The organism is Bradyrhizobium sp. 195 (assembly GCF_023101665.1).
In the GTDB taxonomy this organism is placed as follows: domain Bacteria; phylum Pseudomonadota; class Alphaproteobacteria; order Rhizobiales; family Xanthobacteraceae; genus Bradyrhizobium.
Window position 1 is genome coordinate 1,087,031 of the sequence record NZ_CP082161.1, and the last position, 26,523, is coordinate 1,113,553.

The window sequence follows — 26,523 nt, forward strand, 5'->3', positions numbered from 1 at the left end:
GCTTACGCGACCTTCGCGATCGCTTACGCCACCTTGGGGTCGAGCTCGCCCTTGGCGTAGCGCTTGGCCATTTCGGCGGTGGTCAGGACCCGCTTGATCTTGGAGGCTTGCCCCGCGGTGTTGAACTCCTGGAGCCGCTGCTTGCACAGCTTGGTCATGGCTTCCATCGCCGGCTTCAGATATTTGCGCGGATCGAACTCTTCCGGGCTGTCCTTGAGCACTTTGCGGATCTGACCGGTCATCGCCATGCGGTTGTCGGTGTCGATGTTGATCTTGCGCACGCCGTTCTTGATGCCGCGCTGGATCTCCGCCACCGGCACGCCCCAGGTCGGCTTCATCTTGCCGCCATTGGCGTTGATGATCTCCTGCAGGTCCTGCGGCACCGAGGACGAACCATGCATGACGAGATGCATGTTCGGCAGCTTGCGGTGGATCTCCTCGATCACGTTCATGGCGAGGATGTCGCCATCGGGCTTGCGGGTGAACTTGTAGGCACCGTGCGAAGTGCCCATCGCGATCGCGAGCGCGTCGACCTTGGTCTCCTGGACGAACTTCACAGCCTCGTCCGGATTGGTCAGGAGCTGGTCGTGGCTGAGCTTGCCTTCGGCGCCGTGGCCGTCTTCCTTGTCGCCCATGCCGGTTTCGAGCGAGCCGAGCACGCCGAGCTCACCTTCCACCGAGATGCCGCCGAGATGGGCCATGTCGGTCACGGTCTTGGTGACGCCGACATTGTAGCTCCAGTCGCCGGGGGTCTTGCCGTCGGCCTTCAGCGAGCCGTCCATCATGACGGAGGTGAAGCCGGCCTGGATCGCAGTCATGCAGGTCGCGGCTTCGTTGCCGTGGTCGAGATGCACGCAGACGGGGATGTGCGGATAGATTTCGGTGACCGCGTCCATCATGTGCTTGAGCATGATGTCGTTGGCGTAGGAGCGCGCACCGCGCGAGGCCTGGATGATGACGGGCGCGTCGACCTGGTTGGCCGCGTCCATGATCGCCAGCGCCTGCTCCATGTTATTGATGTTGAAGGCCGGTACGCCGTAATCGTTCTCCGCCGCGTGGTCGAGCAATTGACGTAACGTGATCCGAGCCATCTGTCTTTTTCTCCCGTTTGGGCCTTCCAAGGCCGCTCAATGTTTGCCGATCGAAGCTTACTTGATGCGCAGCACCTCAACGCCGGGCAGGGGCTTGCCTTCCATCCATTCAAGGAACGCGCCACCAGCGGTCGAGACATAGGTGAAACTGCCGGCGACGCCGGCCTGGTTGAGCGCCGCGACGGTGTCGCCGCCGCCCGCGATCGAGATCAGCTTCTTGGCCTTGGTGCGCTCGGCAGCGTGCTTGGCGGCCGCGACCGTGCCGCGGTCGAACGGCTGCATCTCGAACGCGCCCAGCGGTCCGTTCCAGACCAGCGTCGCGGCGTCGTCGATCGCGGCGTGGACGCGCGCGATCGACTGCGGACCGACGTCGAGGATCATGCCGTCGGCCGGGATCGCATCGAGCCCATAGGCATGCGAGGGCGCGTTGGCGGCGAAATGATAGGCAACGGTTGCGTCCACGGGAAGGATGATGGCGCAGTTGGCGGCGTCCGCCTTCTCCATGATGCGCAGCGCGGTGGCGGCGAGATCCTTCTCGGCCAGCGACTTGCCGACGCCGACGCCCTGGGCGTGCAGGAAGGTGTTGGCCATGCCGCCCCCGATCACCAGTGCATCGACCTTGCTGACGAGATTTTCGAGCAGGTCGATCTTGGTCGAGACCTTGGCGCCGCCGATGATTGCGATAACAGGCTTGGTCGGCGAGCCCAGCGCCTTCTCCAGCGCGACGAGCTCGGCCTGCATGGTGCGGCCGGCATAGGCGGGCAGCTTGTGGCCGAGGCCTTCGGTCGTGGCGTGGGCGCGGTGCGCCGCCGAGAATGCGTCATTGACCCAGATGTCGCCGAGCTTTGCGAGCTCCGCGACGAAGGCGGCATCGTTTTTTTCCTCTTCCTTGTGGAAGCGGGTGTTTTCGAGACAGAGGATGTCGCCGTCGTTCAGGCTAGCGACCGCCTTGGCCGCGGGCTCACCGATGCAGTCTTCGGCGAAGCCGACGGGCTTCTTCACGACCTTCGACAGCGCCTCGGCAACCGGCTTGAGCGACTCCTTGGCATCGCGCCCCTTCGGCCGGCCGAAATGCGCGAGCAGGATGACCTTGCCGCCCTTGTCCGAGATTTCGGTGATGGTCGGTGCGACGCGCTCGAGCCGGGTCGTGTCGCTGACGCGGCCGTTGTCCATGGGCACGTTGAGATCGACGCGCAGCAGCACGCGTTTGCTCTTCACGTCGACGTCGTCGAGGGTGCGGAATTTGTTGGTCATCTCTGGGTTCTCTTGTCCCGGGCCTCTAGGAGGTCATTCCGGGGCGGTGCGCTAGCACCGAACCCGGAATCTCGAGATTCCGGGTCTGGTCCTTCGGACCATACCGGAATGACGGTGCAACTAGAACGCACCAGATCCTTAGATCACCTTCGCGATCGCAGCGGCGGTGTCCGCCATGCGGTTCGAGAAGCCCCACTCGTTGTCGTACCAGGACATCACGCGCACCAGCGTGCCGTTCTGCACCTTGGTCTGGTCCTCGTGGAAGGTCGAGGAGTGCGGGTCGTGGTTGAAGTCGATCGAGACGTTCGGCGCATTGGTGTAGCCGAGGATGCCCTTGAGCTGCTGCTCGGAGGCGCGCTTCATCGCCGCGTTGATTTCCTTGGCGTCGGTGGCGCGCTTGGCGACGATCTTGAGGTCGACCACCGAGACGTTCGGGGTCGGCACGCGGATCGCGACGCCGTCGAGCTTGCCCTTCAGCTCGGGCAGCACGAGGCCGATCGCCTTCGCCGCACCGGTCGAGGTCGGGATCATCGACATTGCAGCCGCACGGCCACGGTAAAGATCCTTGTGCATCGTATCGAGCGTCGGCTGGTCGCCGGTATAGGCGTGGATCGTGGTCATGAAGCCGGTCTCGATGCCGACGAGGTCGTTCAGCACCTTGGCGACCGGCGCCAGGCAGTTGGTGGTGCAGGAGCCGTTCGAGATGACGAGATGATCCTTGGTCAGCGTGTCGTGGTTGACGCCGTAGACGATGGTGGCATCGGCGCCGTCAGCGGGCGCGGAGACCAGCACGCGCTTGGCGCCGGCGGTCAGATGCGCGGAAGCCTTGTCCTTCGAGGTGAAGATGCCGGTGCATTCCATCGCGATGTCGACGCCGAGATCCTTCCAGGGCAGCTTCGAGGGATCGCGCTCCGCGGTCACCTTGATCTTGCCGGTGCCGAGGTTGATCGAGTCGCCATCGATGGTCACGGTGCCGGGGAAACGGCCATGCACGGAGTCGAAGCGGAGCAGATGGGCGTTGGTCTCGACCGGACCGAGGTCGTTGATGCCGACGACCTCGATATCCTTGCGGCCGGACTCGGCAATAGCCCGCAGGATGTTGCGGCCGATGCGGCCAAAACCGTTAATTCCAACGCGGACTGCCATGTTTCGTCTCCTTCAATGACCGTTGTCATCCCGCACAACGCGCTATGCGCGCCTGCGAGGGTTTTTTAGGGGCGGACGCCCGGTTCGGCCGGGCGGTGCTTGATCATATGAGAGATTACGTAGTCCTTTTTTGCGGCAAGCTCAACTCTCAGGAAACGCGCTTCAGCACAGCGTTAACCGCGGCCTCGGCAGTAATGCCGAAATGCTTGTAAAGCTCCTTGGCAGGACCGCTTTCGCCGAAGGAATGCATGCCGACAAATTCGCCATCCTGGCCGATCACGGCGTCCCAACCCCAGCGCACGGCCGCCTCGATCGCAATCTTGACAGGCGCGTTGCCGATGATGGCTGCGCGCTTGGCCTCTGGTTGCGCTAACAACAGCTCGAGCGAGGGAACGGAGACCACCCGTGACGCGATGCCGCGCTCGGCGAGCTGCTTCTGGGCGGCGACCGCGATCTCGACCTCGGAGCCGGACGCGAACAACGTCGCCTTGGCTTCGCCTTGGGCGGCGACCAGCTCATAGGCGCCGGCCGCGCAGGGATTGTCGTTCGGCGCGGTGGTCCGCAACTGCGGCAAATTCTGGCGCGTCAGCGCCAGCACGGTCGGGCCGTCGATGCGGTTGAGCGCGAGCTCCCAGCATTCGGCGACCTCCATCGCGTCGCACGGACGGAACACGCGCATATTGGGAATGGCACGAAGCGCGGCGAGATGCTCGACCGGCTGATGGGTAGGACCGTCTTCGCCGAGGCCGATGGAATCATGGGTCATCACATAGACGACGCCGGAGCCCATCAGCGCGGCAAGGCGCATCGCGGGACGTGCGTAGTCGGTGAATACCAGGAAGGTCGCGCCGTTCGGTGCGAAGCCGCCGTGCAGGAAGATGCCGTTCATCGCGGCGGCCATGCCGTGCTCGCGGATGCCGTAATGGATGAAGCGGCCCTTCGGCGTTTTCGCCGAGAACGCGGTCGCCGATTTCGCCTTGTTGTTGTTGGAGCCGGTGAGATCGGCCGAGCCGGCCAGGAATTCCATCGGCATGGCGCCGGCGATGACTTCGATCACGGCTTCCGAGGATTTGCGGGTCGCCGCGATCATCGGCTTTTCCAGCAATTCCTTCTTGTACGCGCGCACGGCCTTTGCGAGCGAGGCCGGACGCTCATGGCGCAGGCGGCGCTCGAACTCGGCGCGCTTGCGGCTGCCGAGTTCGCCAAGCCGTGTTTCCCATTCCTGGCGCGCCGCGGCGCCGCGGCTGCCGGCTGCGCGCCACGCCTTCAGCGCGTCGTCGGCGACCGCGAACGGCTCGAGCGAGATGCCGAGATTCTCCTTGGCCGCCTTGAGCTCGTCGGCGCCGAGCGCCTCGCCATGCACCTTCGACGTCCCGGCCTTGTGCGGCGCGCCGAAGCCGATGGTGGTGCGGCAGGCGATCAGCGTCGGCTTGTTGGATTTCTTCGCGCGCGTGATCGCATCGGCAATCGCCGCCTGGTCATGGCCGTCGATCTTCTCGGCCGCCCAGCCCGCGGACTTGAAGCGCTTCACCTGGTCCACGGAATCGGAGATCGAGGTGGGGCCGTCGATCGAGATGCCGTTGTCGTCGTAGAGCACGATCAGCTTGTTGAGCTTCCAGTGACCGGCCATCGCGATAGCTTCCTGCGACACGCCTTCCATCAGATCGCCGTCCGAGGCGAGCACATAGGTGTGGTGGTCGACGATCTTCTTGCCGAACTCGGCCGCGAGCATCTTCTCGGCGAGTGCCATGCCGACTGAGGTCGAGATACCCTGGCCCAGCGGGCCGGTCGTGGTCTCGATGCCGTTGGTGCGGAAATTCTCGGGATGCCCCGGGGTGAGCGAGTCGACCTGGCGGAACTGCTTGATCTGGTCAAGCGTCATTTCGGAATTGCCGGTCAAATACAGCAGCGAATAAAGCAGCATCGAGCCGTGGCCGGCCGAGAGCACGAAGCGGTCGCGGTCCGGCCAGGCGGGCGCGGCGGCGTCGAATTTCAGGAACTGCGTGAACAGCACCGTGGCGATGTCGGCGGCACCCATCGGCAGGCCGGGATGACCCGATTTCGCCTTCTCGACAGCGTCCATCGAAAGGCCGCGGATCGCGTTGGCCATACGGGAGTGATCGACCTGCGTCATGTCTGAAATCCGTCTGAAATGAGGCGCTTGGCGATGCACGCCCGCGCGGGAAGGAGCCTGGCGGCCACTGAAGGTCGGGGCTGGGATAGCACCTCGGTTCCGGGAGTCCAAGGCAATCAAACGCCGGTTTGGCCGTAAAAGTTGCCTATGTGGAGATCGGTTTTCCGCCGGGCTCACGCGTGGAGGAACGGTCGAATCGGAACGACCTCCTTCCGATCTATCGGTGCATAGTTTCGCGGCGACGTTGCGCTGGGCTAGCTTGCCACGTAAATTTCTGCTTCTAACCGCTTGCCGAACCGAGTCTTTTGCCGGGCGGCAAGCCCCAGGAAAAGGCCACTGGGCAAAGGCCGCTAGGTTCCAGCGCTGACTGCATGAACGATCGCGTGTCCAACAGTTCCGCCATGACGGAGTCCTCCGCGGTCGAGATCGACATCGCGACCCGCAGGCTGATGGCGGCGCTCGACGCGCTCGAAAGCGCGGTGGAGCGGCGACGCGACGCCGATCGCGACGAGAACGAGCTCGCGGCGCGGATTCAGGCGCTCGGCGCTGACCGTTCGCGGCTTGCCGACGAGCTCGACGGCGCGCTGGTGAAGGCGCGCAAGCTCGAGCGCACCAATCGCGAGATCTCCGACCGGCTGGATTCCGCGATCGTCACGATACGCTCGGTGCTCGATACCGGAGAGGACGGATGAGCCACATCAACGTCACCATCAACGGCCGGCAATACCGCATGGCCTGCGAGGAGGGCCAGGAGGTGCGGCTGCTCAAGCTCGCCGAAAGCCTGGAGACACGGATTCAATCGCTGCGCGGAAAATTCGGCGAGATCGGCGATGCGCGTCTCACCGTGATGGCGGCGCTGACCGTCTGCGACGAACTGGTCGACGTTGGCAATCGTGTCCGCACCATGGAGCAGGAGCTGACCGAGCTGCGCGATTTCCGCAATGCCGCCGTCGAGCGCGCCAGGATGACGCAGACCGCGGTGGTGAATGCCCTGAACGCCGCGGCCGAACGCATCGAGAAGTCGACCCAGGTCCTGAACCGGACGGTGGGGAACGGGATCGCGATAGGGTAGGCGAGAGCCGCGATAGGCGCCGCGAAGACGGTGCGCTCCCTCCCCCGCATGCGGGGGAGGGCTGGGGAGAGGGGGTCGCCGCAACGGGACAATCCCCAAGAGGAGAGAACCCTCACCCGCGCCTTCGGCGCGACCACTCCCCGCAAGCGGGAGAGGTGAGTAACCACGGGCTAGCGATTCGTCAGCATCGTTGTTAGATTGGCTCCGCGAGGCTGCGACGCGCGTCAGGAGCCATATATCCCCGGGGCCTTATCGATCCTTTAGGGAACTGTCCCTGGCCGGGCCCGTGGGCCCGGACATATGGTGCCCACCTACTTTCGTAGGGAACTCCGGGATCGAGTGCTTCAACGGCGTACGCGGCTTCGCACTTTTGTTTGCTTGGTTTGTGCCTGTCGAAATTGCGTCCCCGACACGCTTGCGGTTCAGCTCAAGGTTCGGTGTCATGCCCCCCTAGTGCGCAATTGCGCACGTGGGACCGGGGCATCCAGTACGCCGCGGCGTCGAGGTTCTAGCATTGGCGTCTCTGGAATACTGGATCACCCGCCTTCGCGGGTGATGACGGCGGAGCAAGGCTCCGCCTTCGGGGAAAACGCGCATGACCAACACCAAAGCCGAACTCCGTGCCAAGGCGGTCGCGGCGCGTGACGCGCTGAGCGAGAAAAAGCGCAGCGCTGCCGCCGCAAAGCTCGCCAAGCGCGGGCTGCCGTTCGACCTTCTGCCCGGCAGCATCGTCTCCGGCTATTCGCCGATTCGCAGCGAGATCGATCCGATGCCGCTGCTCACGAGGCTCGCGGAGCAGGGTGCGAAGCTGGCGCTGCCTTGCGTCACCGCGCGCGGCCAATCGCTGATCTTCCGCCTCTTCCATCCGAACGACCGGCTGATGCTCGGTCCGCTCGGCATTCCCGAGCCGTCGCCGGCGGCTGCCGAAGTCATCCCCGATATCATGCTGACGCCGCTCGCGGCGTTCGATCGCCTCGGCCATCGCATCGGCTATGGTGCGGGCCATTACGATTTCACCTTCGCGCATTTGCGCAAGACCAAGAACATTGTCGGCATCGGGCTCGCTTTTGCAGCGCAGGAGATCAAGGCGGTTCCGGCACTATCGCACGACGTCGCGCTGGATTATGTGCTAACGGAATCGGACGTGTTCGATTTCCGGAGTTCTGAAGTTGCGCATTCTCTTCGTGGGTGATGTCGTCGGCCGCAGCGGGCGGAACGCCATCGCCGAATATCTGCCCGGCATGGTCAGGGACTGGTCGCTCGATTTCGTCGTCGTCAACGGTGAGAATTCCGCCGGCGGCTTCGGCATCACGGAAGCGATCTATCAGGAGTTTCTCGATGCCGGCGCCGATGCGGTGACGCTCGGCAACCATTCGTGGGACCAGCGCGAAGCCCTGGTGTTCATCGAGCGCGCCGAGCGCCTGGTGCGCCCCGCAAACTATCCGCGCGGCACGCCCGGCCGCGGCGCCGCTCTGGTCGAGACCAAGAACGGCAAGCATGCGCTCGTCGTCAACGCGCTCGGCCGCGTCTTCATGACCCCGTTCGACGATCCCTTTGCCGCGTTGGAGCGCGAGCTCGGCGCTTGCCCGCTCGGCGTTGCCGCCGACGCCATCGTCGTCGATTTCCATTGCGAGGCGAGCAGCGAGAAGCAGGGCATCGGCTTCTTCTGCGACGGCCGCGCCAGCCTCGTCGTCGGCACGCACACCCATGTGCCGACCGCCGACCACCAGATCCTCAACGGCGGCACCGCCTACATGACCGATGCCGGCATGACCGGCGACTACGATTCCATCATCGGCATGCAGAAGGAAGAGCCGCTGCGCAGGTTCACCTCGGGAATTCCGTCGGGCCGCTTCGAGCCGGCGGCGGGCGCGGCAACGCTCAGCGGCGTTGTGGTGGAGACGGATGACGCAACGGGCCTCGCGCTGAAGATTGCACCGGTGCGCGTGGGTGGAAGGCTGGAGCCGGCGACGCCGAAATTCTGGTTGAGCTGAGTAGCGCTGCAATCGTTGCTGCCAACCTCTGGAGAGGGTCGATCGCGCGTAGCGCGATGGGGTGGAGTCATCTCTCCACATAGGCAGAATCGTAGGGTGGGCAAAGCGTAGCGTGCCACGCTCTGTTGCCGTATTGCAAAGATCGTGGGCACGGCGCAAGTGCGCCTTTGCCCACCCTACAATTCTGTTTTGCCCGACGAGTCAAACCGCGCCCTGGCCTGCCGGGATAAGCCATTGATTCCGCACACCCCGGCTACTGTGCATGGGGTTGTTTTCGAACTTCGAATTTCGAGGATGCCGGAGCGCCGTCGCGCGCCGGTCGTCAGCTCTGCCGAAAACCCATGCGGAAGGCGCCCCAGTGCTTGCCGCGGATCACGATCGGCGAGGACAGATCCTTCATCAGCACAAACTGTCCGCCGCCCATGTCGCGGCGGTAGGTCTGGAGCAGGAACGGCTTGGTATTCGCCGCGACCTTCTTCACCGCGCGATCGGTGAACAGGCGGCGGTTGCGGCAATTGGCGTTGTTCCAGACCGGGTCCTTGCCCTGCGGCAGGCGGTAGTTGGGATTGTGGGTCGGCAGATAGCCGCCCTTGGCCCAGGCGACGCAGAACACGATGCGGGGATCGGATTTCTGAATCGGGTCCTGGATCGCGGGCAGCACGCGATCGGTGAAGTCGACATAGTTGGTGAGGTATTGCTTTGGATCGGTGCCGGGAATTTCGCGGTAGGTCTCGTCCATGAGCCTGTCGAGCGTGATATCGCCGCGGTCGATCGCGGCCTCGAACTCGGCCGAGATTCGCTTCGCGGTCTCGACGACGACGCGGATCAGTGGTGCGTCCGATGTCTCCACGCCGCTGTCGGCGATCAGCGCGATCAAGCCTTCGGAGGTGTCGAGCAGCTTCGTCACCCGCTGATCGGCGCTCCTGAGATCGCGAGAGGAGAGGTCGACGCCCTTGGCGAGTTCGTTCAGCTCGCTGATGACGGTGTCGCAATGTCCGAGATTGGAGGTCGCCGCGCGCGTGACGCTGCCGATCTCCGCCTCCACGGAGGCAAAGCCCTGCTGGACCCGCGAGATGATGCCGGAGATCTGCTGGGCGCCTTCGCCGGCGGTCTTGGCGCGCTGCGATGCGTCGCTGCTTTCGCCGATCAGGCCTTCGATCTGGCCGTCGAGATCGCGCACGGTGTCGGAGATCTGATGCGTGGCCTGGCGGGTGGCTTCCGCGAGGTTCTTCACCTCGCTTGCGACCACCGCAAAGCCGCGGCCGGCGTTGCCGGCGCGGGCGGCTTCGATCGTTGCGTTCAGCGCGAGCAGATTGGTCTGCTTCGCAATCGCCTCGATCGAGCCGGAGACTTTCGCGACCTGCGCCAGCGCCGACCCGACGGCGCTGAGGCGCGCTTCGATGCGCTCCACCGCTGCGACGAGCTCGGAGATGTGGTTGACCGCGGTGTCGACGGCGCTGCGCGACTGCGCGATCTCGCCGACCGCTGCGGACGTGGTCGTTTGCACGGCCTGCGATGCGTTGGCGATGTCGTGGTTGGCCGAAACCATCGTCTCGGCCGTCTCCTGCAGATGGTGGAACCGGTCCGACTGGTTTGCGACGCGGTTTGCGACTTCCTGGACGTTGCCGGCAATGTCAGCCAGTTCCACGCCGAGGCCGCCGATGCGGTCGGCAAGCTGATCGATCAGCCGTTCAGCCAGCGTGCGATTGGAGCCGGTGTCCATGACGGCAAGTTGTACGACGGACATGTTTGATGAGTCCTCCAGTCAGAGCCGCAACCCGGCTCACGGCGGCATTCCCATTCCAATTTCGATCTTAAGGGATGATTCGCGCTCGGCGTCTTGCCTGAGCGTGCACTACAGTTTGTAGGCCGTGCGGAATCCACCCCAGTGACGGCCCTGCACGCGGATCGCAACGTCGATCTCCCGCATCATGACGGTGTTCCCGTTGCCCATGTCGCGCGCATAGCTCTGGACAAGGTACGATCGCAGGTTGCGTGCGGCCGCCAACCCCGCCGGATCGTTGAATATCCGCCGGTTGCGGCTGTTGGCCGTGTTCCAGGCGACGTCGCCCGGCCGCTGCGGATGTGAATAGATCTTGTTGTGCACCGGCAGGAAGCCGTTGCGGTCGACCATGGCGCAGAACGCCATGCGCTGGTCCTTCGCCAGGAATGCTTCCTGGAACGGCGGCAGGGCGCGGTCGGCCCAGTCGAGATATTTCGTGCGGTATTGCTGCGGATTGGTCCCGGCGATTTCGACATAGTCGGTGTCGAAGAGGTCGTCGATTTTGACCTCGCCGCGCGCAAGCGCCTGTTCGAATATCTTCGTCAGCGCGTTGCCCGCCTCCATGGCGCGGGTGACGAACTCCGTGTTCTCCTCGTGGATCGACCAGAGCCTGTCCTCGATCTTTTCGCGGAGCTCGGCATTGGGGCTGGCGAATTGCGCGCGCGCGCCGGCCTTGGATTGCTCGATCACGCGCAGACGGCAGGCGCCGACGTGTTCGAGCGTGCCTTCGATCATCGCTTGCGGTGTGAGCCGGCCTGCGTCCGCGCCGCCGATCAACACGCCGTCCATCGAGATTTCATAGACCGGCATCACGCCGCGCGCGCTCTCGAACTTGAGATGGCAGGGCAGTCGTTCGGTCTTGCGGCGGTCGTCGTGCTCGCTCTGGCGGAGCAGCACGGCGCAGCGCGATTTCAGCTTTTGAGCAAAAGTGGTGACGGCCTTGCCGGCACTGGCGACGTTCTCGCCATGGCTCTCGGCCGCCTTGGTCGCGGCATCGATCTCGGCCGCGCTCTCGCTGACCGAGACGATGAACTCCGAGGCGCTGGCGGCATTGCCGGAGACCTCGCTGGTGGTGGCGTTCTGCTCGGCGACCGCGCCGTTGACGGTCTCGAACACCGGGCGGATCGCCTCGATCGCCTGCGAAATGCGGTGCACCGCATCCGCAGAGCCGGCGGCGTCGCGCTGGAGTGCGTCGATCTTCTTCGTGATCTCTTCCGTCGCGCTTTGGGTCTGCACCGCGAGGGCCTTGACCTCGGTGGCGACGACCGCAAAACCTTTACCTGCAGCGCCGGCACGCGCGGCCTCGATCGTCGAGTTGAGCGCGAGCAGCGTCGTCTGCCGCGCGATCTGCGCGATCAGATTGACGACGTTGCCGATGGCGGCAGAGGACTCGCGCAAGCGGTCGACATTGGCGCGGGCTTCCCGCGCCGCGGCGCTGGCCTCGTCGGCGAGCTTGCCGGCTTCACGGACCTGCGCCCCGATGCCGAGCGCGGACTGGGTGAACTTGTCGGCGGCATCGGCGAAGGTGGAGGCGTTCGATTGCGCCGCGTTGGTCCGGCCGGTCAGGGCATCGGTGCGGTCGCGGATGGCGGCCAGCGTCGTGGCGGTCGCCTCGGCGCCGCCGGCCACGGAATTGGCGGCGCGCTCGAGCTGGCGGATCATGGCGCCCAACTCGAGTTCCAAGAGCTCCAGGATTTCCCGGGCCGAATCAGTTTCGGCCGCGGGAGCGGGCTCGGAATGGGCCGCCGGCTGCGGCGCCGCCGAGGCGCTTGCAGGCGCAGCCTGGTCCGGCAGACGCTTCCGAAATAGTCCGAACGCCATCACGTCTCTCTTGTCGGGGAACGGTCGTGCGCTATTTTCGCAGGCTGGAATGAAATCAGGGTTAACGATGCCTGACATCTAGGCATTGGCCACTACGGTGTTACCTTAAAGTCGTAGAGCCTCTTTCATTCCGGTGGGGTGGCGGCCTATAACGCCGCGCTTCCCACGCTCACCTTGGCGCACGATTCCCTAGAGAAGATCACGCATGGCCGGACATTCCCAATTCAAGAACATCATGCACCGCAAGGGGCGGCAGGATGCGCAGAAGTCGAAGCTGTTCGGCAAGCTGGCGCGGGAAATCACCGTCGCTGCCAAGCTGGGGACGCCCGACCCCAACATGAACCCGCGCCTGCGTGCGGCCATCATCGCGGCGCGCCAGGAGAACATGCCGAAGGACAACATCGAGCGCGCCGTCAAGAAGGCGCTCGGCAATGAGGGCGAGAACTATGACGAGATCCGCTACGAGGGCTATGGCCCCGGTGGCGTCGCCGTCATCGTCGAAGCGTTGACCGACAACCGCAACCGCGCCGCCTCCGACATCCGCTCCTTCTTCACCAAATCGGGCGGCAATCTCGGCGAAACCGGCTCGGTCTCCTTCATGTTCGACCGCACCGGTATCATCGAATACGACCGCGCTGTTGCCTCCGACGACGCCGTGCTCGATGCTGCGATCGAGGCCGGCGCCGACGACGTCGTCTCCGGCGAAACCGGTCACGAGATCTACGCCTCAACGGAAGGCTACCGCGACGTCGCCAAGGCGCTGGAAGCCAAGTTCGGCGAGCCGCGCAAGGCCGCGCTGATCTGGAAGCCGCAGAACACGGTCGCGGTCGACGACGAGACCGGCGAGAAGCTGCTCAAGCTGATGGATCTGCTCAACGAGCATGACGACGTCCAGCATGTCTACGCCAATTTCGAGGTGTCGGACGCGCTGATCGCGAAGATGGGCGGATAGGCGTTATCCGCTAGCACAAAATCCGCTGTCATCGCCCGCGAAGGCGGGCGATCCAGTATTCCAGAGACGTTCGAAGGATACGGATAAGCCGCGGCGTACTGGATACCCCGCCTTCGCAGGGTATGACGGCAGAATGTAAGGCGGACGCCGTCCGCCCCTCACCCCCCACTTCCCCTGTTACTTCCGTTCTGTTTCTGTTTCGCTTCAAGCGGCCAGCCGCTATCACTGGCCCATGACTGCGCTCCCGATTCGTGGCCCCGTTCGCATCATCGGCATCGACCCTGGCCTGCGCCGCACCGGCTGGGGCGTGATCGAGGCCGAGGGCAATCGTTTGATCTACGTCGCCTGCGGGTCGGTGGAACCGCCGGACGATCTGCCGCTGGCGAGCCGGCTGCTCGCGATCCATGAGGGGCTTGCTTCCGTCCTGTCCGGCCACCAGCCGATGGAGGCCGCGGTCGAGCAGACCTTTGTGAACAAGGACGGCGTTGCGACGCTGAAGCTCGGCCAGGCTCGCGGCGTCGCCATGCTGGCGCCCGCGATGTTCGGCATCTCTGTCGCCGAATATGCGCCGAACCAGGTCAAGAAGACCGTGGTCGGTGCCGGTCACGCCGACAAGCAACAGATCGCGATGATGCTGAAGATCTTGCTGCCCAAGGCCGAGCCGCCGTCAGCGGATGCCGCCGACGCGCTCGCCATCGCCATCACCCACGCCCATCACCGCCAGAGCACCGCGCTCAGGCTGAAGGTGGCGAGCCTATGATCGGCAAGCTCAAGGGCCTGATCGATTCCTTCGGCGAGGATTTCGTTATCCTCGACGTCGGTGGTGTCGGCTATCAGGTGCACTGCTCCTCGCGCACCCTGCAGCATCTGCCCTCGCCGGGCGAAGCCGCCGTGCTGTCGATCGAGACCTATGTCCGCGAGGACCAGATAAAACTGTTCGGCTTCCGCACCGATCAGGAGCGCGAATGGTTTCGCCTGCTCCAGACCGTGCAGGGCGTTGGCGCCAAGGTCGCGCTCGCGGTGCTCGGCACGCTACAGCCTTCCGATCTCGCCAACGCCATTGCGCTGCGCGACAAGGCGGCGGTGGCGCGCACCCCTGGCGTCGGCCCCAAGGTCGCCGAACGCATCGTCACCGAATTGAAAGACAAGGCGCCGGCCTTCGCCAATGTCGACCCGGCCGTGGTGCATCTCGCCGGTGCCGTCGACGACCAGCGCGCGCCGCGGCCCGTTGCCGACGCGATCTCCGCGCTGGTCAATCTCGGCTACGGCCAGCCGCAGGCGGCCGCTGCGATCGCCTCGGCCTCGCGCAGCGCCGGTGAAGGCGCCGAGACCGCGCAACTCATCCGCCTCGGTCTGAAGGAACTCGCGAAGTGAGCGCGGCAATGGTCAGCCTCGTAGGGTGGGCAAAGCGCGGCGTGCCCACCATCTTTCAACCGACCGGAGACATGGTGGGTACGGCGCGAAGCGCGCCTCTGCCCACCCTACGAGGAGCTCGCTAGGTGAGCGATCCCAAGGCCAACCGCATGGTCTCGCCCGAGCGCCGCAGCGACGATGTCGGCGACACCGCGCTGCGGCCGCAATCGCTGTCCGATTTCGTCGGCCAGCAGCAGGCGCGCAAAAATCTCTCGATCTTCATCGAAGCCGCGCGCAAGCGCGGCGAGGCGCTGGATCACGTGCTGTTCGTCGGCCCGCCCGGCCTCGGCAAAACCACGCTGGCACAGATCGTGGCCAAGGAGCTCGGCGTCGGCTTTCGCGCCACATCAGGCCCTGTCATCGCCAAGGCCGGCGATCTTGCCGCGCTGCTGACCAATCTCGAAGAGCGAGACGTGCTCTTCATCGACGAGATCCATCGCCTGAGCCCGGCGGTGGAAGAGGTGCTCTATCCCGCGATGGAGGACTTTCAGCTCGACCTCATCATCGGCGAGGGACCGGCGGCGCGCTCGGTGAAGATCGAGCTGTCGAAATTCACCCTCGTCGGCGCCACCACGCGCGCCGGCCTGCTCACCAATCCCTTGCGCGATCGCTTCGGCATTCCGGTGCGGCTGAATTTCTACACGATCGAGGAATTGGAGAGCATCGTCAGCCGCGGCGCGCGTGTGCTCAATGTCGGCATGAGCGCGGACGGCGCCAACGAGATCGCGCGCCGCGCCCGCGGCACGCCGCGCATCGCCGGCCGTCTGCTCCGCCGCGTGCGTGATTTTGCTTCAGCAGCCGATGCCGACAAGATCGACCGCAAGATCGCCGACCATGCGCTGAGCGCGCTCGAGGTCGACGCCGCAGGGCTCGATGCCATGGACCGCCGCTATCTCACGACCATCGCGATGAACTATGGCGGCGGCCCGGTCGGCGTCGAGACCATGGCCGCCGCTCTGTCTGAACCGCGCGATGCGATCGAGGACATCATCGAGCCCTATCTGATCCAGTGCGGCTATCTCCAGCGCACCCCGCGCGGCCGCCTGCTGACCTCGCACGCCTTCCGTCATCTCGGCATCGCAGAGCCCTCGCGGGATGCGGCGGCGCAATTCGGCTTGTTCGGCACCGATCAGGCCGAGGACGACTGATCTGCGCTAACGCAGCGCACTCCATCCATCATGAATTTCCGGTAATCTCGTGCAGACGATCTGCACGAGCGCACCCCAATTCCGCTCCAATCGGATCGCATCGAGAAGCTGCATCAGAAACGGGCTTCCATGATTACCCGCCGTCATCTCATCCGCTCCATCGGGGGCCTGTCCGCCCTCGGCGTCTCGACCGCCGCCTATGGTGTTGCCGTCGAGCCGGTGCTGCGGCTTCGCGTCACCCGCTATCATCCGACGCCGCGGCAGTGGCCGGCGGATCTGCCGCTGAAGATCGCTGTCATCGCCGACATCCATGCCTGCGATCCCTGGATGCCGCTGGACCGGATCGAGGCCATCGTCGACCGCACCAACGCGCTGAATGCTGACATCATCGTGCTGCTCGGCGACTATGTCGCCGGCCTGCACCAGGTCACGCGCATCATTCCGTCGAGCGAATGGGCGCGAGTGTTGGCCGGCCTCAAAGCGCCGCTGGGCGTCCATGCCGTCATGGGCAACCACGATTATTGGGACGACAGGACGGTACAGCGGACCGGGCACGGGCCGACCATCGCGCATCGTGCGCTCGAAGCCCCGTCTACGAGAACGACGTCGTACGCCTTACGAAGGACGGCCGCCCGTTCTGGCTCGCCGGCTTGGGTGATCAACTCGCCTTCCTGCCGGCGCGCCGGTTTCGGAGCATGGTGCGCTTCGGCGCCGACGATCTCAGCGCGACGCTTGCCAAGGTCACGGACGATGCGCCGATCATCCTGCTCGCCCATGAGCCCAACATCGCGCCGCGCGTGCCCGCACGCGTCGCGCTGCAACTGTCCGGCCACACCCATGGCGGCCAGGTCCGCTTGCTGGGCTGGTCGCCGGCGGTACCGCCGCAGCAGGGCATCCGGCTGGCTTATGGCCATGTCAGGCTGAAATGCGACGTCATCATCTCCGGCGGCCTCGGCTGCAGCATCATGCCGCTCCGCGTCGGCGTGCCGCCTGAGATCGTCGAGGTGACGCTGGGTCGAACGGGAGCAATTGTGTCCTAGCTGCGCTTGCGCGACCGCCAGTTTTTGCGCAAAACGGGCAGGTGACCGACAAGCGAAGAGGCACACGACGTGACTGCCCATCTCGACGGCGAGATCCGCGACGGCCGCCACCACATGCAGGTCCGCGTCTACTACGAGGACACGGATTTCCCTGACTTGCCATTGTCGTAGTAGGCAAACGTGCTGATTTCTCGCCCCTTGCTGCGGTTTTCGGGGAAAAGGTTCTTGCCGTAAAGCGCGGAGCTGTTCAGGTAGGGCGTATATTCGTAGGGCATCCGCTTGCGAACCGGATGCACTACTATGCACTCAATCAAGTTGCGGAAGGCTACGCGAGTTTCGATCGCCTTCGGATTGGTCTTGAGCGCGGTGACCAGCCTTCTAACCTCCGAACGGTATCGGTCACCGAATTTCGGGTGATCGAAGCCAATGACATTTTCGCCGCCACCGCCCAGCAGCCGCAAGCGCTCGTCAACGCTTTCCCGCTCCAGGTCGCACTCATCGATCCGCTTGAGCAACTCGTCCGGCTTCCGACGGCTATTTGCGATGGCATATGACAGGCGTTCGATCTCGGTAGTCAACACGCGGCGTCGACGCTCTAGCTTAGCGTGTTCGCTGCCCTTGTTCCGATCGTTTTTGCGCTCCTCCTTCCAGGCGCACATCGCCTCTTCAATGGCTTTCGGCGAAAGCAATTTCAGTTGGATTTTGTCGGAGGCATCCTCGAGCAGAACGTCCATATCGAAGCTACGGGTGTGCTCGCAGGTGCCCCGCTGATGCGCGCTTGCGCATGCCGCGCGCGGTGCACCGTTACGCGAGGATTGAGCGATTCGCATGTGGCCATTGCAAACGCCGCACCGGAGCACACCGGCAAGCGGGTGCTCATTGTTGCGCGGGATCACGGCGCGACGCCGCGGCTTGCCAGTCGGTCCGAACATAGATACGGCGCGCGCGCTACGAACCTCCTGCGCTCGATTCCAGAGCACTTGCGGCACGATCCGTAGCTCCGGCTTCTTGACTATGATGTGGCGCTCTTCTGGATTGCGGCGCTTCTGTTTCTTCTGGGTCTCCGGGTTGAGAATTGTCGAGCGAACGTTCCAATGTATCTCGCCGATATATAGATCGTTGCCGATTATGCCGCGACCATGCCGACCGCCTGTAATGCACTGGTGATTCCAGGTGGTACGATCAGCCTTGTTCTTGTGACGAGTTGCCCCTGGTGAGGGCACGCCTTCGCGAGTGAGATCAGCGGCGATAGTTCGGGTCGAGCGGCCCGCTGCATATTCGGTGAAGATGCGGAGCACAATCTTTGCTTCGTTCTCATCGATCACGCGTTCGCCCGGCGCGCCCGGCCTCGGTCGATAACCATAGGCGTATGAGCCAGGAATTCTTCCGTTGGCAACAGCGTTGTCATGGCCGCGCCGAACCTTTTCGGCGAGCTGCGGCTTGTAAATCGTGTTGTACAGACTTGCGATGCTGATGTCAGTGGCGGTCGCATAGACCCCTTTCTGATCCATCAGCTCAACGCCGTTGAACTCGAAAACCTGCTTGAGACGCTGGATGGTTGCGGGATCGCGCGACAAGCGGTCGAAATGCTCAACCACGACTACGTCAAATTCCTGGTTTCTCACACCGTGGAGCAAGCGCTGATAGCCGTCCCGCGCACCTTCGGTAAGACCAGATTTTGCGGCATCCACAAACTCGCCGATGACATCGAGGTCGTTGCGCAATGCGACCTTGCGGCAGAGCAATAGCTGACCGTCAATCGAGGTCGCCTTTTGCATGTCGCTGGAATAACGGGCGTATAGTACGGCCGTTTTCTTCGATGACGCTGTCGTCATGCCCGTCCTTTATCGGCTGCCCCGAGCCGTGATTTTCATCCCGTGCGACCTGACGTCCGATAGCGCGCGCCAACTCAAACCAGATTTCCTCATTGTCCGGATTGTCCCAGCTCTGAGGATGAGAGGGGGCAAGCGGTCGAATGATCGCTCGTTGTCTTCGGAGAGATCGGATGCGGGTACGCATTTGCAAACTCGCGAGCAGAAGCTAGCGTAAATTTCTGCGCTGCGCTACAGCAAGCCGTAGCGATTACTCGCAACGCTTCTCTCATGCTGACTTCGGCAGCGTCGAATGAAAATGAAATTCTTCAAGTGGCGCGGCGCGCGTGAGGGCATTCCTAGCGATGAGGCGCGTAGTTGAGAGCAGATACGCTAAGCAAAGCGGAGTAAAAATACTTGCGGGTGACGGCGACGCGCTGGCCTGTGGTGGGAAGAGCACGCCGAGTCTGCCGTCTCGGCCAAGATCGGGTTGGGCAGATACGGTTCGCCGTTTTCCACGAGGAATCAGCCAGCCCGCACGGGAATCGCGGGTCCGTCGAGGCATTAGCATAGCCGCCCCGGTGCGTCGGAGTGGTGTAAATTATGTTTTCTTCCTTATGCGTCCATGTTTTGCGGGAACGGAGACCGCGATGCCAAAGCATCAGACCTCGCTTGAAAAGATCGAAAAGATCGAGCGCAAGAAGGATGAGGCTGTCTTCCTAGTGCGTGAGTTCACCAAGCTCGGCGGCGAAGATCGGGTCTTGCGCGCGCTTCGTACCCTTTTAGCCAAGGGCCGTCTCGTACAGCTCGGCTACGCCCCATGGCCGCGCCAATCCCTCGCGGCTGACGGCAGATGGCTTCGCCGGCGCGGCGCGTCACGCGCTCGATGAGCCTGGCGTGGAATGGGAACCTACCGAGGCCGGAAAGTGCCTATTATGAGGGCCTCTCGACTCAGATTCCTGTCAAACTCGGTCGTCCGGCAAAGGCCGCTTCTCGCGTAAAGATCCTGATCATCATGCATGCAGGCACATACACCACGTCGTCGCGGGAGGCATGAATCGGCTCAACCCGGGCATTTGGTCCGGCGAGCTTCGGAGACTTACGGCTGCCGCATCTGCTGATGAAGGCGGTCTGTTTCATGAGGCTCATCGCGCTGTCGATCACTGCCTCGCGCTCCTCGAGATCCTAGCTTGGCAGGGGCGCCGTCGTCTGACCTCCCTGAGATCCAAGGGCCTTCCGTGAGCACGGGAATCTGCCCGCGGATCCGGCCGATGAGGAGCCGAAGCGCAGATCGAGCAAGTCGGCTTCGGAGCCGAAGAAGGACAGGCGCGCCGCATCAACACAGTCCCAAATGAACGCTGAATTCAGCGATCGGGCCCGTCATATTCCGCCCAACAATCTGTCGTCTCGTATACCCTCACGCTCGAGAGTTGCGCAAGGCGCGGTTTTGCGTGCTGCCAGATCCAGATGGCGATATTTTCCGCCGTCGGATTTTCCAGTCCCGGGACTTCGTTCAGGCAATGGTGATCGAGCTTCTTTAGAAGAAGGCCGAACGCTTCTTCCATGTTGAAGAAATCCATTACGAACCCGGTGTGCGGATCGACGGGCCCGTTCAGCACGACCTCGACGCGATAGGAATGACCGTGCGTCCGATGACAGCGATGTGTCTGCGGGACGTTTGGAAGTCGGTGCGCTGCCTCGAACTTAAATACCTGGGATATCTTCATCTGATGCCGGGATGTTTGTGGGATTGCACGCTGATTCGCCATTTCCGATGAGCCAGGTATTACGCGAGGCCTGCCGCATGTGGTCGACGGCGTCAGGGCCGTCTGTGGGCCGAAGCAGAAATCGTCCGAGCCCCTCTCATCGACCGCCGGCAGAGCTGCCGGCTGCGGCTACACGAATTTTGAGTTTGTGTCCGCGAGCGATGGCCAGCGCGGCGCGATTTGCTGACGCAAATCCAGTTACCACGCCGGCCGGGACCAGCAGCCTGCCGTTCGTCTCGATCGCGACAAGGAACCCGAGATCATGGAGCGCTTGCACGAGATCGTCGCCGAACCACAACAGTGGTTCTGGGCACGTTCATTGCGTGTGCCATGCAGACGATGGAGCGTCTACTACAAGATCCGGTAGATGCCAAAGCCAACTTGAGGCCCTAGGGTCCGGCCGCGTTCCCCCGCCGATCATCATCGAGGAAACAGAAATGAACGCAACCGATGAGAAGTCAACAATGGGCAGAACGGCACAATGCTAGCAGAACCTGGGTGGCTACCCACGCACACCTCAATCAAGATCCTCGTTGTTCTAACTTAAGAGCCGCAGAAGGCTACGATTGGCGGGAGGCGTATGCCTAGGGAAAATCGACCAAGGCAAAAATCAGCTTGTCAAACGTCAAACGGATGCACGCGATCACGGCGATCGATCGGCGCAGATAAACTTATGTACCGCTGTGCAAGAGCAGATCCGGAGAGGGTTGCGCTGAGTACGCGATCAGCGAATTTGGAAAAGCTCGCGACACGTTCATGCATGAATGAGCCGGATACGGAATTCGCGCTCGAGAGCGAGCGAAATTTGATGCCACAGAAGAAACAGCACATGGATCTATCGGACCCGAATCTCTCAAGCCTTATCCTGCGGCTCGCCATTCCATCTGTTGTTGGGTTATCGATCCATGCGTTACAGCAGGTCGTCAATGCGATCTTTGTTGGCGCACTTGGCGCGCAGGCGATCGCAGCTGTGAGCATGACCTTGCCGATCATGGTCCTGCTCGCGGCAGTCGGACAGGGGATCGGTGTTGGAACGGCGTCCTTCATATCTCGTCATCTGGGCGCTCGTGAGTACCTAGAGGCGAGTCGAGGCGCAAGTACAGCACTCGCGCTCACCGCCCCGATTGGTATCATAGTTACCGTCGCTCTGCTTCCAAGTCTGCCAGCGATATTCGCAACCTTCGGAGCGACTCCAACCATCATGCCCGTAGCGCTCGATTACGCGGGAACGCTTTTGTTCGGGAACACCCTGATGCTTCTAAACATCGTCAGCGGGTTCATTGTCAGGGCCGAAGGCGATACACGATTCAGCATGTGGGCGATGCTTACCGCGTTTCTACTGAACGCTGTGCTTGACCCCATCTTCATATTCTTGTTTGACCTTGGTGTGCGTGGCGCAGCCCTGGCAACGCTGGTATCGCAGATCGCTGCTATTGGACTCTATATCGCGTATTTTACGAAGCTTGGCGGGACAGTTCTGGTCAGGATATCTCACATATCATTGCGAGCAGATCGCATCAGACAGCTCGCGTTGGTGGGCGCGCCAGCGACAATGACGAGTATCTTATCGGCACTTGCCGTTATGCTCTTGTACGGAGCTGCTGCACCGTTCGGCGATGATTCCATCGCCGCAGTTGGAATAGCTGTGCGAATCTTGATGGTCGGCGCACTGCCTATCACCGGGTTCTGCTTAGGCGCTCAAGCTGTCCTGGGTTTTGGTTGGGGCGCACGCGACTATGTTCGTATTCTGAAGGCTGCGAAGTTCATGCTCTTCGTGACGGTCGCATTCTCCATCGCGTATTCTGCGGCCGTTGTGGTTTTTGCAAGGCCTTTGGTGAGCCTATTTAGCGATAACGAGAATGTCACGGAAATAGCCGTCTCGTCCAGCATCGTGTTCCATCTCTTCTTTGGACTGTTTGGGGTTCAGAGTTTCGTGACGGCAATGCTTCAGGCGTTTGGGAGAGCACGCCTCAGTGCAATTGTGGCCCTGGCGAGGCAGGGCTATCTCTTCATACCGGCCGTACTGTTATTCCCGGGGGTTGCGGGTTTCGACGGACTGTTAGCCAGTCAAGCAATCGCTGAGCTGGGCGCCGGAATGATCGCTCTGTTCGTCATGTTCCACCAGTTCGGTGAGCTCAGACGAGCGCTCCGGCACCGTGGTTCAAGAGCGATCGGGATCGCGGGTTGACCTTAGAACGGATGTCATCGAGCTCAGAGCATTGGGGGTAAGCCTCCTGAGAAGCTCGCGGCAAGATGCGCTGCCAGTGGGCACGGATTTTGCGGGCTCGCGAGCGTGCGATCGGCGCGGTCCTTCATCCAGCCCTGCTCCTCGCACTCGCGGATCGCACCGGCTCGCCTAGCGGACGCATCGGGCAATTCGGCGAGCGATAGCCGATGTGCTCCCGCCCGCCAGACGGGGGGTGCTTTTTTGCGGGCGCGGTTGGAGGGGCAGCACGGGCTCTACGCGCGGTCGAAAGGCTCGGCTTTAGCAGAGTGGGTGGTTTCTGCGCTTATGCAGGTTTGTCTCTTAACCCGGATCTTTGGAGCTGACTTGAATGCCGCCGCTTTGGGTCGACACTTCGCAGGACGCTCTTGAATTTTCGCCTGCCACGATTCGCTGTTGGGCCGTCGTGGCCGCCTCGGTCAATCTCGCTTTCATCGCATTGGTCATATTTTTGGCGTGACCGCGAGACGCAATCTTGCTGATTGGACTAGTTGTCTCGCCACATCTGAAACGCGCAACACGCACTAGGGAGCTCGGTGCTCTGAAGCACAAGCACTCCGATGTTTTATATCCAGCCTCAGGAGCTATCGTGACTGTCTACACTGGGCCAGTGTTTGAGATGGCCGTAAAACATTCGAACTGATCGCGAATTATCTGGGGATACCAGACGACGTAAGACCCGGCCTGCTGCTGCCGAAGCGATCTGTCACGGTGTCGGGCCCAATTCACCGTGATGACGGCACAAAGGGGGCACCAGATTCGGGCCAACGTCGACCTTGGCGAAGTTGCAGCGCTCGCGATCTGGATGAGCTGGGTGTGTCCTGGTCGGATTGCCATATGGCGGCGCCAAGGGCGGAATTAACGTCGACCCTTCTAGCTTGTCGAACCGTGAGCTTCAGACTCTGTCGCGCCGGTGTATGCTGGAAATGATCCCGTTTGTTGGGTCGCACACAGATGTCATAGCTCCCGACCTTGGAACAAACGAGCAGATCATGGCGTGGTTCATGGCTATCTACTCGATGTATCAGGTCCAAACCGTCGCCGAGATCGTGACTGGCAAGCCTGTCAGCGCTGGCGGAACGCTCGGTCGCCGTGAAGCCACAGGCCGGGGTATGGCTCATTTGGTTCGCCGCGCAGCGGACGAGCTCAAAATCCCACTCAATGGCCCCAACAGCCGTTTGTTCAAGGCTTTGGAAATTTCGGTCGATCACCGCACTCGAGCTACACAACATGGGAGCGAAAGTGATCGCGGTCAGCGATCACACGGGCGGCGCTTTATCGGCGTCGGGGGCTCGATATACCACAGCTGGTCGGACATGCTGCCTCGCAACGTAGCCTGGATGGGCTACTCCAGCGAGCTTGCTCTAGACCCAGGCGAGTTGCTGACGATCCCGTGTGACTGCTTGTTCCGGCTGCCCTGGAACGGGTCATCGACGCCGATACCGGAAGGCCATCAGGAGGAGATCTTCCTCATCCCGATGGCGATAGGTGTCGAGCGTTCGCGGAGCAAAAGAAACACGCGGACTGTTTCCCTAGTAGTGTGATCTCGCTGAATGTCTTTGTTGTCAGTTCGCTATGTCGGGCCGATGACAGACCGGACTTTCTGCGCCGTAGGCCAGGTGGGTCGCCGCCGAAGTTCACGGCGGCGGCCCCTTTTTTACTAGTGAATGAGTGCGTGCGTCTTACGAATCGCTCGTCGATCGCAGCACTAGCAGCCTGTTGAAGCTGCCGATTCCAGCCTGGCGCCGCTTCCACGTTTCTATCAGCTGCTCGACAGTATCTGACTACTATTTGGCGGCGGAATCCACCGTAAACCCGCCGCCGGCGGGCCACGCCGGTAATGACTTCCACCTTCGAAAACGTCTCGGACGGTTCAAGGTACTTCTGCTAGGGAAACGCGTACGGCTTCAGGATGCTCGTCCAGAAAGGCTGGAGTCTGGAGCTTGACTACGGTGGGGCCTTTTCAATTGACCTTATAAGAGGCCTGAAAGAACGTACCCCAGCGCTCCATGCTGAACTTCGAAAACTGAGTCGCAGTGGTTCCCGGATGAGAACAGCCTGTGCATATCGTTTCGCTGTCCTTTTGGGTCCACATTGCCCAATAGCGCCCGCCGACGCCGATGCTGAGATTATTGGTGATGAAGTAGGACAACACGCCTTCGACCTGTACACCCCCGCCTCCGTTCCCGCGCTGATCAAAAAAGGTAGTCCTCGGGCGCAAGAGATGGTGGTCGCGACCAGCGAAATCGGTCCAAGGCAGGTAAGCGACATCTGTGCTTAAACGCCAATGCTCGGTAAGCATGGTTTCGGCGCTCAGGCCGACGCGAGGTGCATTCCACTGCGTATCCTGGCTGCCAACGATCTGATCAGCGGACGCGGAGCATGAAACGATGGGGTTGGCAATCTGCATGCATCCCATCGTGTCGGGGTTCTGGGCGTAATAGGTCCAGCCGATAAATCCGCCGACCTTGTAGTTGGCGCCGTGCAAAAAATCGTAACCTACGTCGGCCGTGTAGTACGTAAACCTCCCGTTTGCCTGGCCCGATATCGTGTTGCTATAAGAGACGCGAGGGATGCCCCAATCTTCATCGTTGAGCTTTCCTTATCGAAGCGCCCGATGCCGACGTTGCTCTTCAGGAACACTCCCCACGGGCTGTCAAGACGGCCAAATAATTCCCCGGAAAGTCCGTCGAGGCCGTGGTAGGTGAGCCTTGATATAAGAATGTTAGGATCTTCAGTAGCGATCTCATTGGAAATAGCGCTGGCGTCCCATTGGAATCGTCCCCGGCTGAGCCAGAGCCGCGATCCGCCTTCGAACGACCAACCGGCCGTGTAAGCAACCGGCGGCACGCCGGCAGGTGCTTTCGCGTACAGCGGCGCATCGGACCATTGGGCCACCCATGGGACGGCGCCAAAATGGTAGTTCAACCCGATCTTTCCGATGTGATAGTTGCTGGACAGGCTCGTTGTGTTTGCCGGAAGAATTGCCAACGGCGGCAACTGCACCGTCGGAGGCGTTGCGACACTTGGCCCACCGAAATGCAGATAGTCATACTCTACTTTGACCGACCATGCAGGCGTAAGCGCTTGCTCGATGCCCAGCCCGATGACGCCACCGACCTGACCATAGTCGAAACGAGTGTTCTCCTGTGGCTGCAGGCCATTATATTCGTTGTTATTGAGCACGTTGCCCTGCTTGTATTGCCAAGCCACGCCTCCCTTGAGATAGGCCAGCGTATGGCCGAGAGCGCCGAACGCGTAACCGACGCGGCCGGCCCCGGTGGCAAAGAGGTTTGGACCTGCCGTGCAGTTTGCGCTCACAACAAAGCCCGAGGCGGCCAGGCAAGTATTTGTGCCATCGGAGACAGCACGGCTGGCATCCAGTTCGACGCCAAACACCCAGCCGTTCTTCTGCCAATTGTAGCCGATCTGGCCTCCTGCGAGGAACACTGGGGTATCGACGACGCCGCCATAGATTGACGGACCGTAGGGATTGCTGAAGGAGGTTCGGCCGTACCCACCGCCGACGTGCCCGCCAATATAGCCTCCGGACCAGCTCCACACCGTCGCTGGCACTTTCACTTGTGGCTCAAGGTCCGCCGCATTGGCTGCACCGCTTGCGATGAGCGCAATTGTTGTGGCTCCCGAAAGAAGAACTCCAGATCGCATCCAATACTTCCCTGCATTTTCTCGGCCACAACCGAGCGCCCTTAAGTTATCGCCGCAGCAAGCCGTCGGGGCGGACCAGACGCTAACGGCGATGCGCGCCGAGTCCGTCCCGAAGACCATCGCACTGCGATTGGTGATGATGACGTGAACAACGCAAACCTCGTGCCGAAGAGAGTTCGAAGCTCTGCAGGCACTCCGTAAGGTG

23 protein-coding genes, 1 other RNA gene and 2 pseudogenes are annotated in these 26,523 nt (G+C 62.3%); 14 read left to right on the plus strand and 12 right to left on the minus strand.

Annotation, left to right across the window (positions count from 1 at the left end):
• Nucleotides 1-23: 23 nt before the first annotated feature.
• From fba to tkt, 4 genes are all read right to left on the minus strand, one after another.
• Nucleotides 24-1,091, minus strand: coding sequence for a class II fructose-bisphosphate aldolase (gene fba, locus IVB26_RS05070; RefSeq protein ID WP_247324160.1), 1,068 nt, complete (start codon nucleotides 1,089-1,091; stop codon nucleotides 24-26).
• Between the two features lie 57 nt (nucleotides 1,092-1,148).
• On the minus strand, nucleotides 1,149-2,345 hold the full coding sequence (locus tag IVB26_RS05075; RefSeq protein ID WP_247970847.1) for a phosphoglycerate kinase: 1,197 nt from the start codon (nucleotides 2,343-2,345) through the stop codon (nucleotides 1,149-1,151).
• A gap of 138 nt (nucleotides 2,346-2,483) precedes the next feature.
• On the minus strand, nucleotides 2,484-3,491 hold the full coding sequence (gap, locus tag IVB26_RS05080) for a type I glyceraldehyde-3-phosphate dehydrogenase (RefSeq protein WP_247970848.1): 1,008 nt from the start codon (nucleotides 3,489-3,491) through the stop codon (nucleotides 2,484-2,486).
• 148 nt (nucleotides 3,492-3,639) lie between these two features.
• A complete protein-coding gene (tkt, locus tag IVB26_RS05085; RefSeq protein WP_247970849.1) occupies nucleotides 3,640-5,625 on the minus strand; it encodes a transketolase in 1,986 nt (661 codons plus the stop codon).
• 371 nt (nucleotides 5,626-5,996) lie between these two features.
• Here tkt and IVB26_RS05090 point away from each other — a divergent pair, with 371 nt between their 5' ends.
• From IVB26_RS05090 to IVB26_RS05110, 5 genes are all read left to right on the plus strand, one after another.
• Nucleotides 5,997-6,317: a DUF4164 domain-containing protein gene (locus tag IVB26_RS05090; RefSeq protein WP_246929437.1), complete on the plus strand. Its 321-nt coding sequence runs from the start codon at nucleotides 5,997-5,999 to the stop codon at nucleotides 6,315-6,317.
• A complete protein-coding gene (locus tag IVB26_RS05095; protein WP_028150902.1) occupies nucleotides 6,314-6,697 on the plus strand; it encodes a cell division protein ZapA in 384 nt (127 codons plus the stop codon). Before IVB26_RS05090 ends, IVB26_RS05095 begins: the two co-directional genes overlap by 4 nt.
• A 206-nt stretch (nucleotides 6,698-6,903) precedes the next feature.
• Nucleotides 6,904-7,064: non-coding RNA, 6S RNA (gene ssrS, locus IVB26_RS05100), on the plus strand.
• Between the two features lie 228 nt (nucleotides 7,065-7,292).
• Entirely contained in the window at nucleotides 7,293-7,889 is a 597-nt protein-coding gene (locus IVB26_RS05105; RefSeq protein ID WP_247970850.1) for a 5-formyltetrahydrofolate cyclo-ligase, read from the plus strand.
• The gene (locus IVB26_RS05110; RefSeq protein ID WP_247970851.1) at nucleotides 7,867-8,691 is read left to right on the plus strand and encodes a TIGR00282 family metallophosphoesterase; all 825 of its coding nucleotides are present in this window, start codon (nucleotides 7,867-7,869) and stop codon (nucleotides 8,689-8,691) included. Before IVB26_RS05105 ends, IVB26_RS05110 begins: the two co-directional genes overlap by 23 nt.
• Nucleotides 8,692-9,013: 322 nt before the next feature.
• On the opposite strand, the gene IVB26_RS05115 is transcribed toward IVB26_RS05110, so the two are convergent.
• Nucleotides 9,014-10,438: a methyl-accepting chemotaxis protein gene (locus IVB26_RS05115; RefSeq protein ID WP_247970852.1), complete on the minus strand. Its 1,425-nt coding sequence runs from the start codon at nucleotides 10,436-10,438 to the stop codon at nucleotides 9,014-9,016.
• A 108-nt stretch (nucleotides 10,439-10,546) separates the two neighbouring features.
• On the minus strand, nucleotides 10,547-12,295 hold the full coding sequence (locus IVB26_RS05120) for a methyl-accepting chemotaxis protein (RefSeq protein WP_247970853.1): 1,749 nt from the start codon (nucleotides 12,293-12,295) through the stop codon (nucleotides 10,547-10,549).
• A 205-nt stretch (nucleotides 12,296-12,500) separates the two neighbouring features.
• Between IVB26_RS05120 and IVB26_RS05125 the strand changes: the two genes are divergently transcribed.
• From IVB26_RS05125 to IVB26_RS05150, 6 genes and pseudogenes are all read left to right on the plus strand, one after another.
• A complete protein-coding gene (locus tag IVB26_RS05125) occupies nucleotides 12,501-13,247 on the plus strand; it encodes a YebC/PmpR family DNA-binding transcriptional regulator (protein WP_247970854.1) in 747 nt (248 codons plus the stop codon).
• A gap of 232 nt (nucleotides 13,248-13,479) precedes the next feature.
• Nucleotides 13,480-14,007, plus strand: a complete 528-nt coding sequence (ruvC, locus tag IVB26_RS05130) for a crossover junction endodeoxyribonuclease RuvC (RefSeq protein WP_247970855.1) — start codon at nucleotides 13,480-13,482, stop codon at nucleotides 14,005-14,007.
• Nucleotides 14,004-14,621, plus strand: coding sequence for a Holliday junction branch migration protein RuvA (ruvA, locus tag IVB26_RS05135; protein WP_247970856.1), 618 nt, complete (start codon nucleotides 14,004-14,006; stop codon nucleotides 14,619-14,621). The genes ruvC and ruvA overlap by 4 nt, the downstream gene beginning before the upstream one ends.
• A 149-nt stretch (nucleotides 14,622-14,770) precedes the next feature.
• Nucleotides 14,771-15,808: a Holliday junction branch migration DNA helicase RuvB gene (gene ruvB / locus IVB26_RS05140; RefSeq protein ID WP_247973063.1), complete on the plus strand. Its 1,038-nt coding sequence runs from the start codon at nucleotides 14,771-14,773 to the stop codon at nucleotides 15,806-15,808.
• A gap of 129 nt (nucleotides 15,809-15,937) precedes the next feature.
• Nucleotides 15,938-16,848: pseudogene (locus IVB26_RS05145) on the plus strand (metallophosphoesterase).
• Nucleotides 16,849-16,917: 69 nt separating this feature from the next.
• Nucleotides 16,918-16,998, plus strand: a pseudogene (locus IVB26_RS05150) (acyl-CoA thioester hydrolase); the annotation flags it as partial.
• Here the strand turns inward: IVB26_RS05150 and IVB26_RS05155 are convergent.
• Entirely contained in the window at nucleotides 16,980-18,683 is a 1,704-nt protein-coding gene (locus IVB26_RS05155; protein WP_247970857.1) for a recombinase family protein, read from the minus strand. The pseudogene IVB26_RS05150 and the gene IVB26_RS05155 sit on opposite strands and share 19 nt — an antisense overlap.
• A 626-nt stretch (nucleotides 18,684-19,309) precedes the next feature.
• Between IVB26_RS05155 and IVB26_RS05160 the strand changes: the two genes are divergently transcribed.
• On the plus strand, nucleotides 19,310-19,549 hold the full coding sequence (locus tag IVB26_RS05160) for a hypothetical protein (RefSeq protein WP_247970858.1): 240 nt from the start codon (nucleotides 19,310-19,312) through the stop codon (nucleotides 19,547-19,549).
• A gap of 61 nt (nucleotides 19,550-19,610) precedes the next feature.
• Here IVB26_RS05160 and IVB26_RS05165 read toward each other — a convergent pair whose 3' ends face one another.
• The 3 genes from IVB26_RS05165 to IVB26_RS05175 all read right to left on the minus strand — a co-directional run bounded on the left by IVB26_RS05165 (nucleotide 19,611) and on the right by IVB26_RS05175 (nucleotide 20,723).
• Complete coding sequence (locus tag IVB26_RS05165; RefSeq protein ID WP_247970859.1) at nucleotides 19,611-19,823, minus strand: hypothetical protein; 213 nt, start codon at nucleotides 19,821-19,823, stop codon at nucleotides 19,611-19,613.
• Between the two features lie 200 nt (nucleotides 19,824-20,023).
• Nucleotides 20,024-20,386, minus strand: coding sequence for a 6-carboxytetrahydropterin synthase QueD (gene queD, locus IVB26_RS05170; RefSeq protein WP_247973064.1), 363 nt, complete (start codon nucleotides 20,384-20,386; stop codon nucleotides 20,024-20,026).
• Nucleotides 20,387-20,522: 136 nt separating this feature from the next.
• Entirely contained in the window at nucleotides 20,523-20,723 is a 201-nt protein-coding gene (locus IVB26_RS05175; RefSeq protein WP_247970860.1) for a hypothetical protein, read from the minus strand.
• Nucleotides 20,724-21,185: 462 nt separating this feature from the next.
• Between IVB26_RS05175 and IVB26_RS05180 the strand changes: the two genes are divergently transcribed.
• Both IVB26_RS05180 and IVB26_RS05185 read left to right on the plus strand, forming a co-directional pair.
• On the plus strand, nucleotides 21,186-22,613 hold the full coding sequence (locus tag IVB26_RS05180; RefSeq protein WP_247970861.1) for an MATE family efflux transporter: 1,428 nt from the start codon (nucleotides 21,186-21,188) through the stop codon (nucleotides 22,611-22,613).
• 866 nt (nucleotides 22,614-23,479) lie between these two features.
• Nucleotides 23,480-24,193 carry a Glu/Leu/Phe/Val dehydrogenase dimerization domain-containing protein gene (locus tag IVB26_RS05185; RefSeq protein WP_247970862.1) on the plus strand — a complete coding sequence of 238 codons (714 nt, stop codon included), beginning with the start codon at nucleotides 23,480-23,482 and terminating at the stop codon, nucleotides 24,191-24,193.
• Nucleotides 24,194-24,612: 419 nt separating this feature from the next.
• On the opposite strand, the gene IVB26_RS05190 is transcribed toward IVB26_RS05185, so the two are convergent.
• Complete coding sequence (locus tag IVB26_RS05190) at nucleotides 24,613-25,224, minus strand: hypothetical protein (RefSeq protein WP_346732881.1); 612 nt, start codon at nucleotides 25,222-25,224, stop codon at nucleotides 24,613-24,615.
• Nucleotides 25,149-26,318, minus strand: coding sequence for an outer membrane protein (locus tag IVB26_RS05195; RefSeq protein ID WP_247970864.1), 1,170 nt, complete (start codon nucleotides 26,316-26,318; stop codon nucleotides 25,149-25,151). Before IVB26_RS05195 ends, IVB26_RS05190 begins: the two co-directional genes overlap by 76 nt.
• Nucleotides 26,319-26,523: the final 205 nt, after the last annotated feature.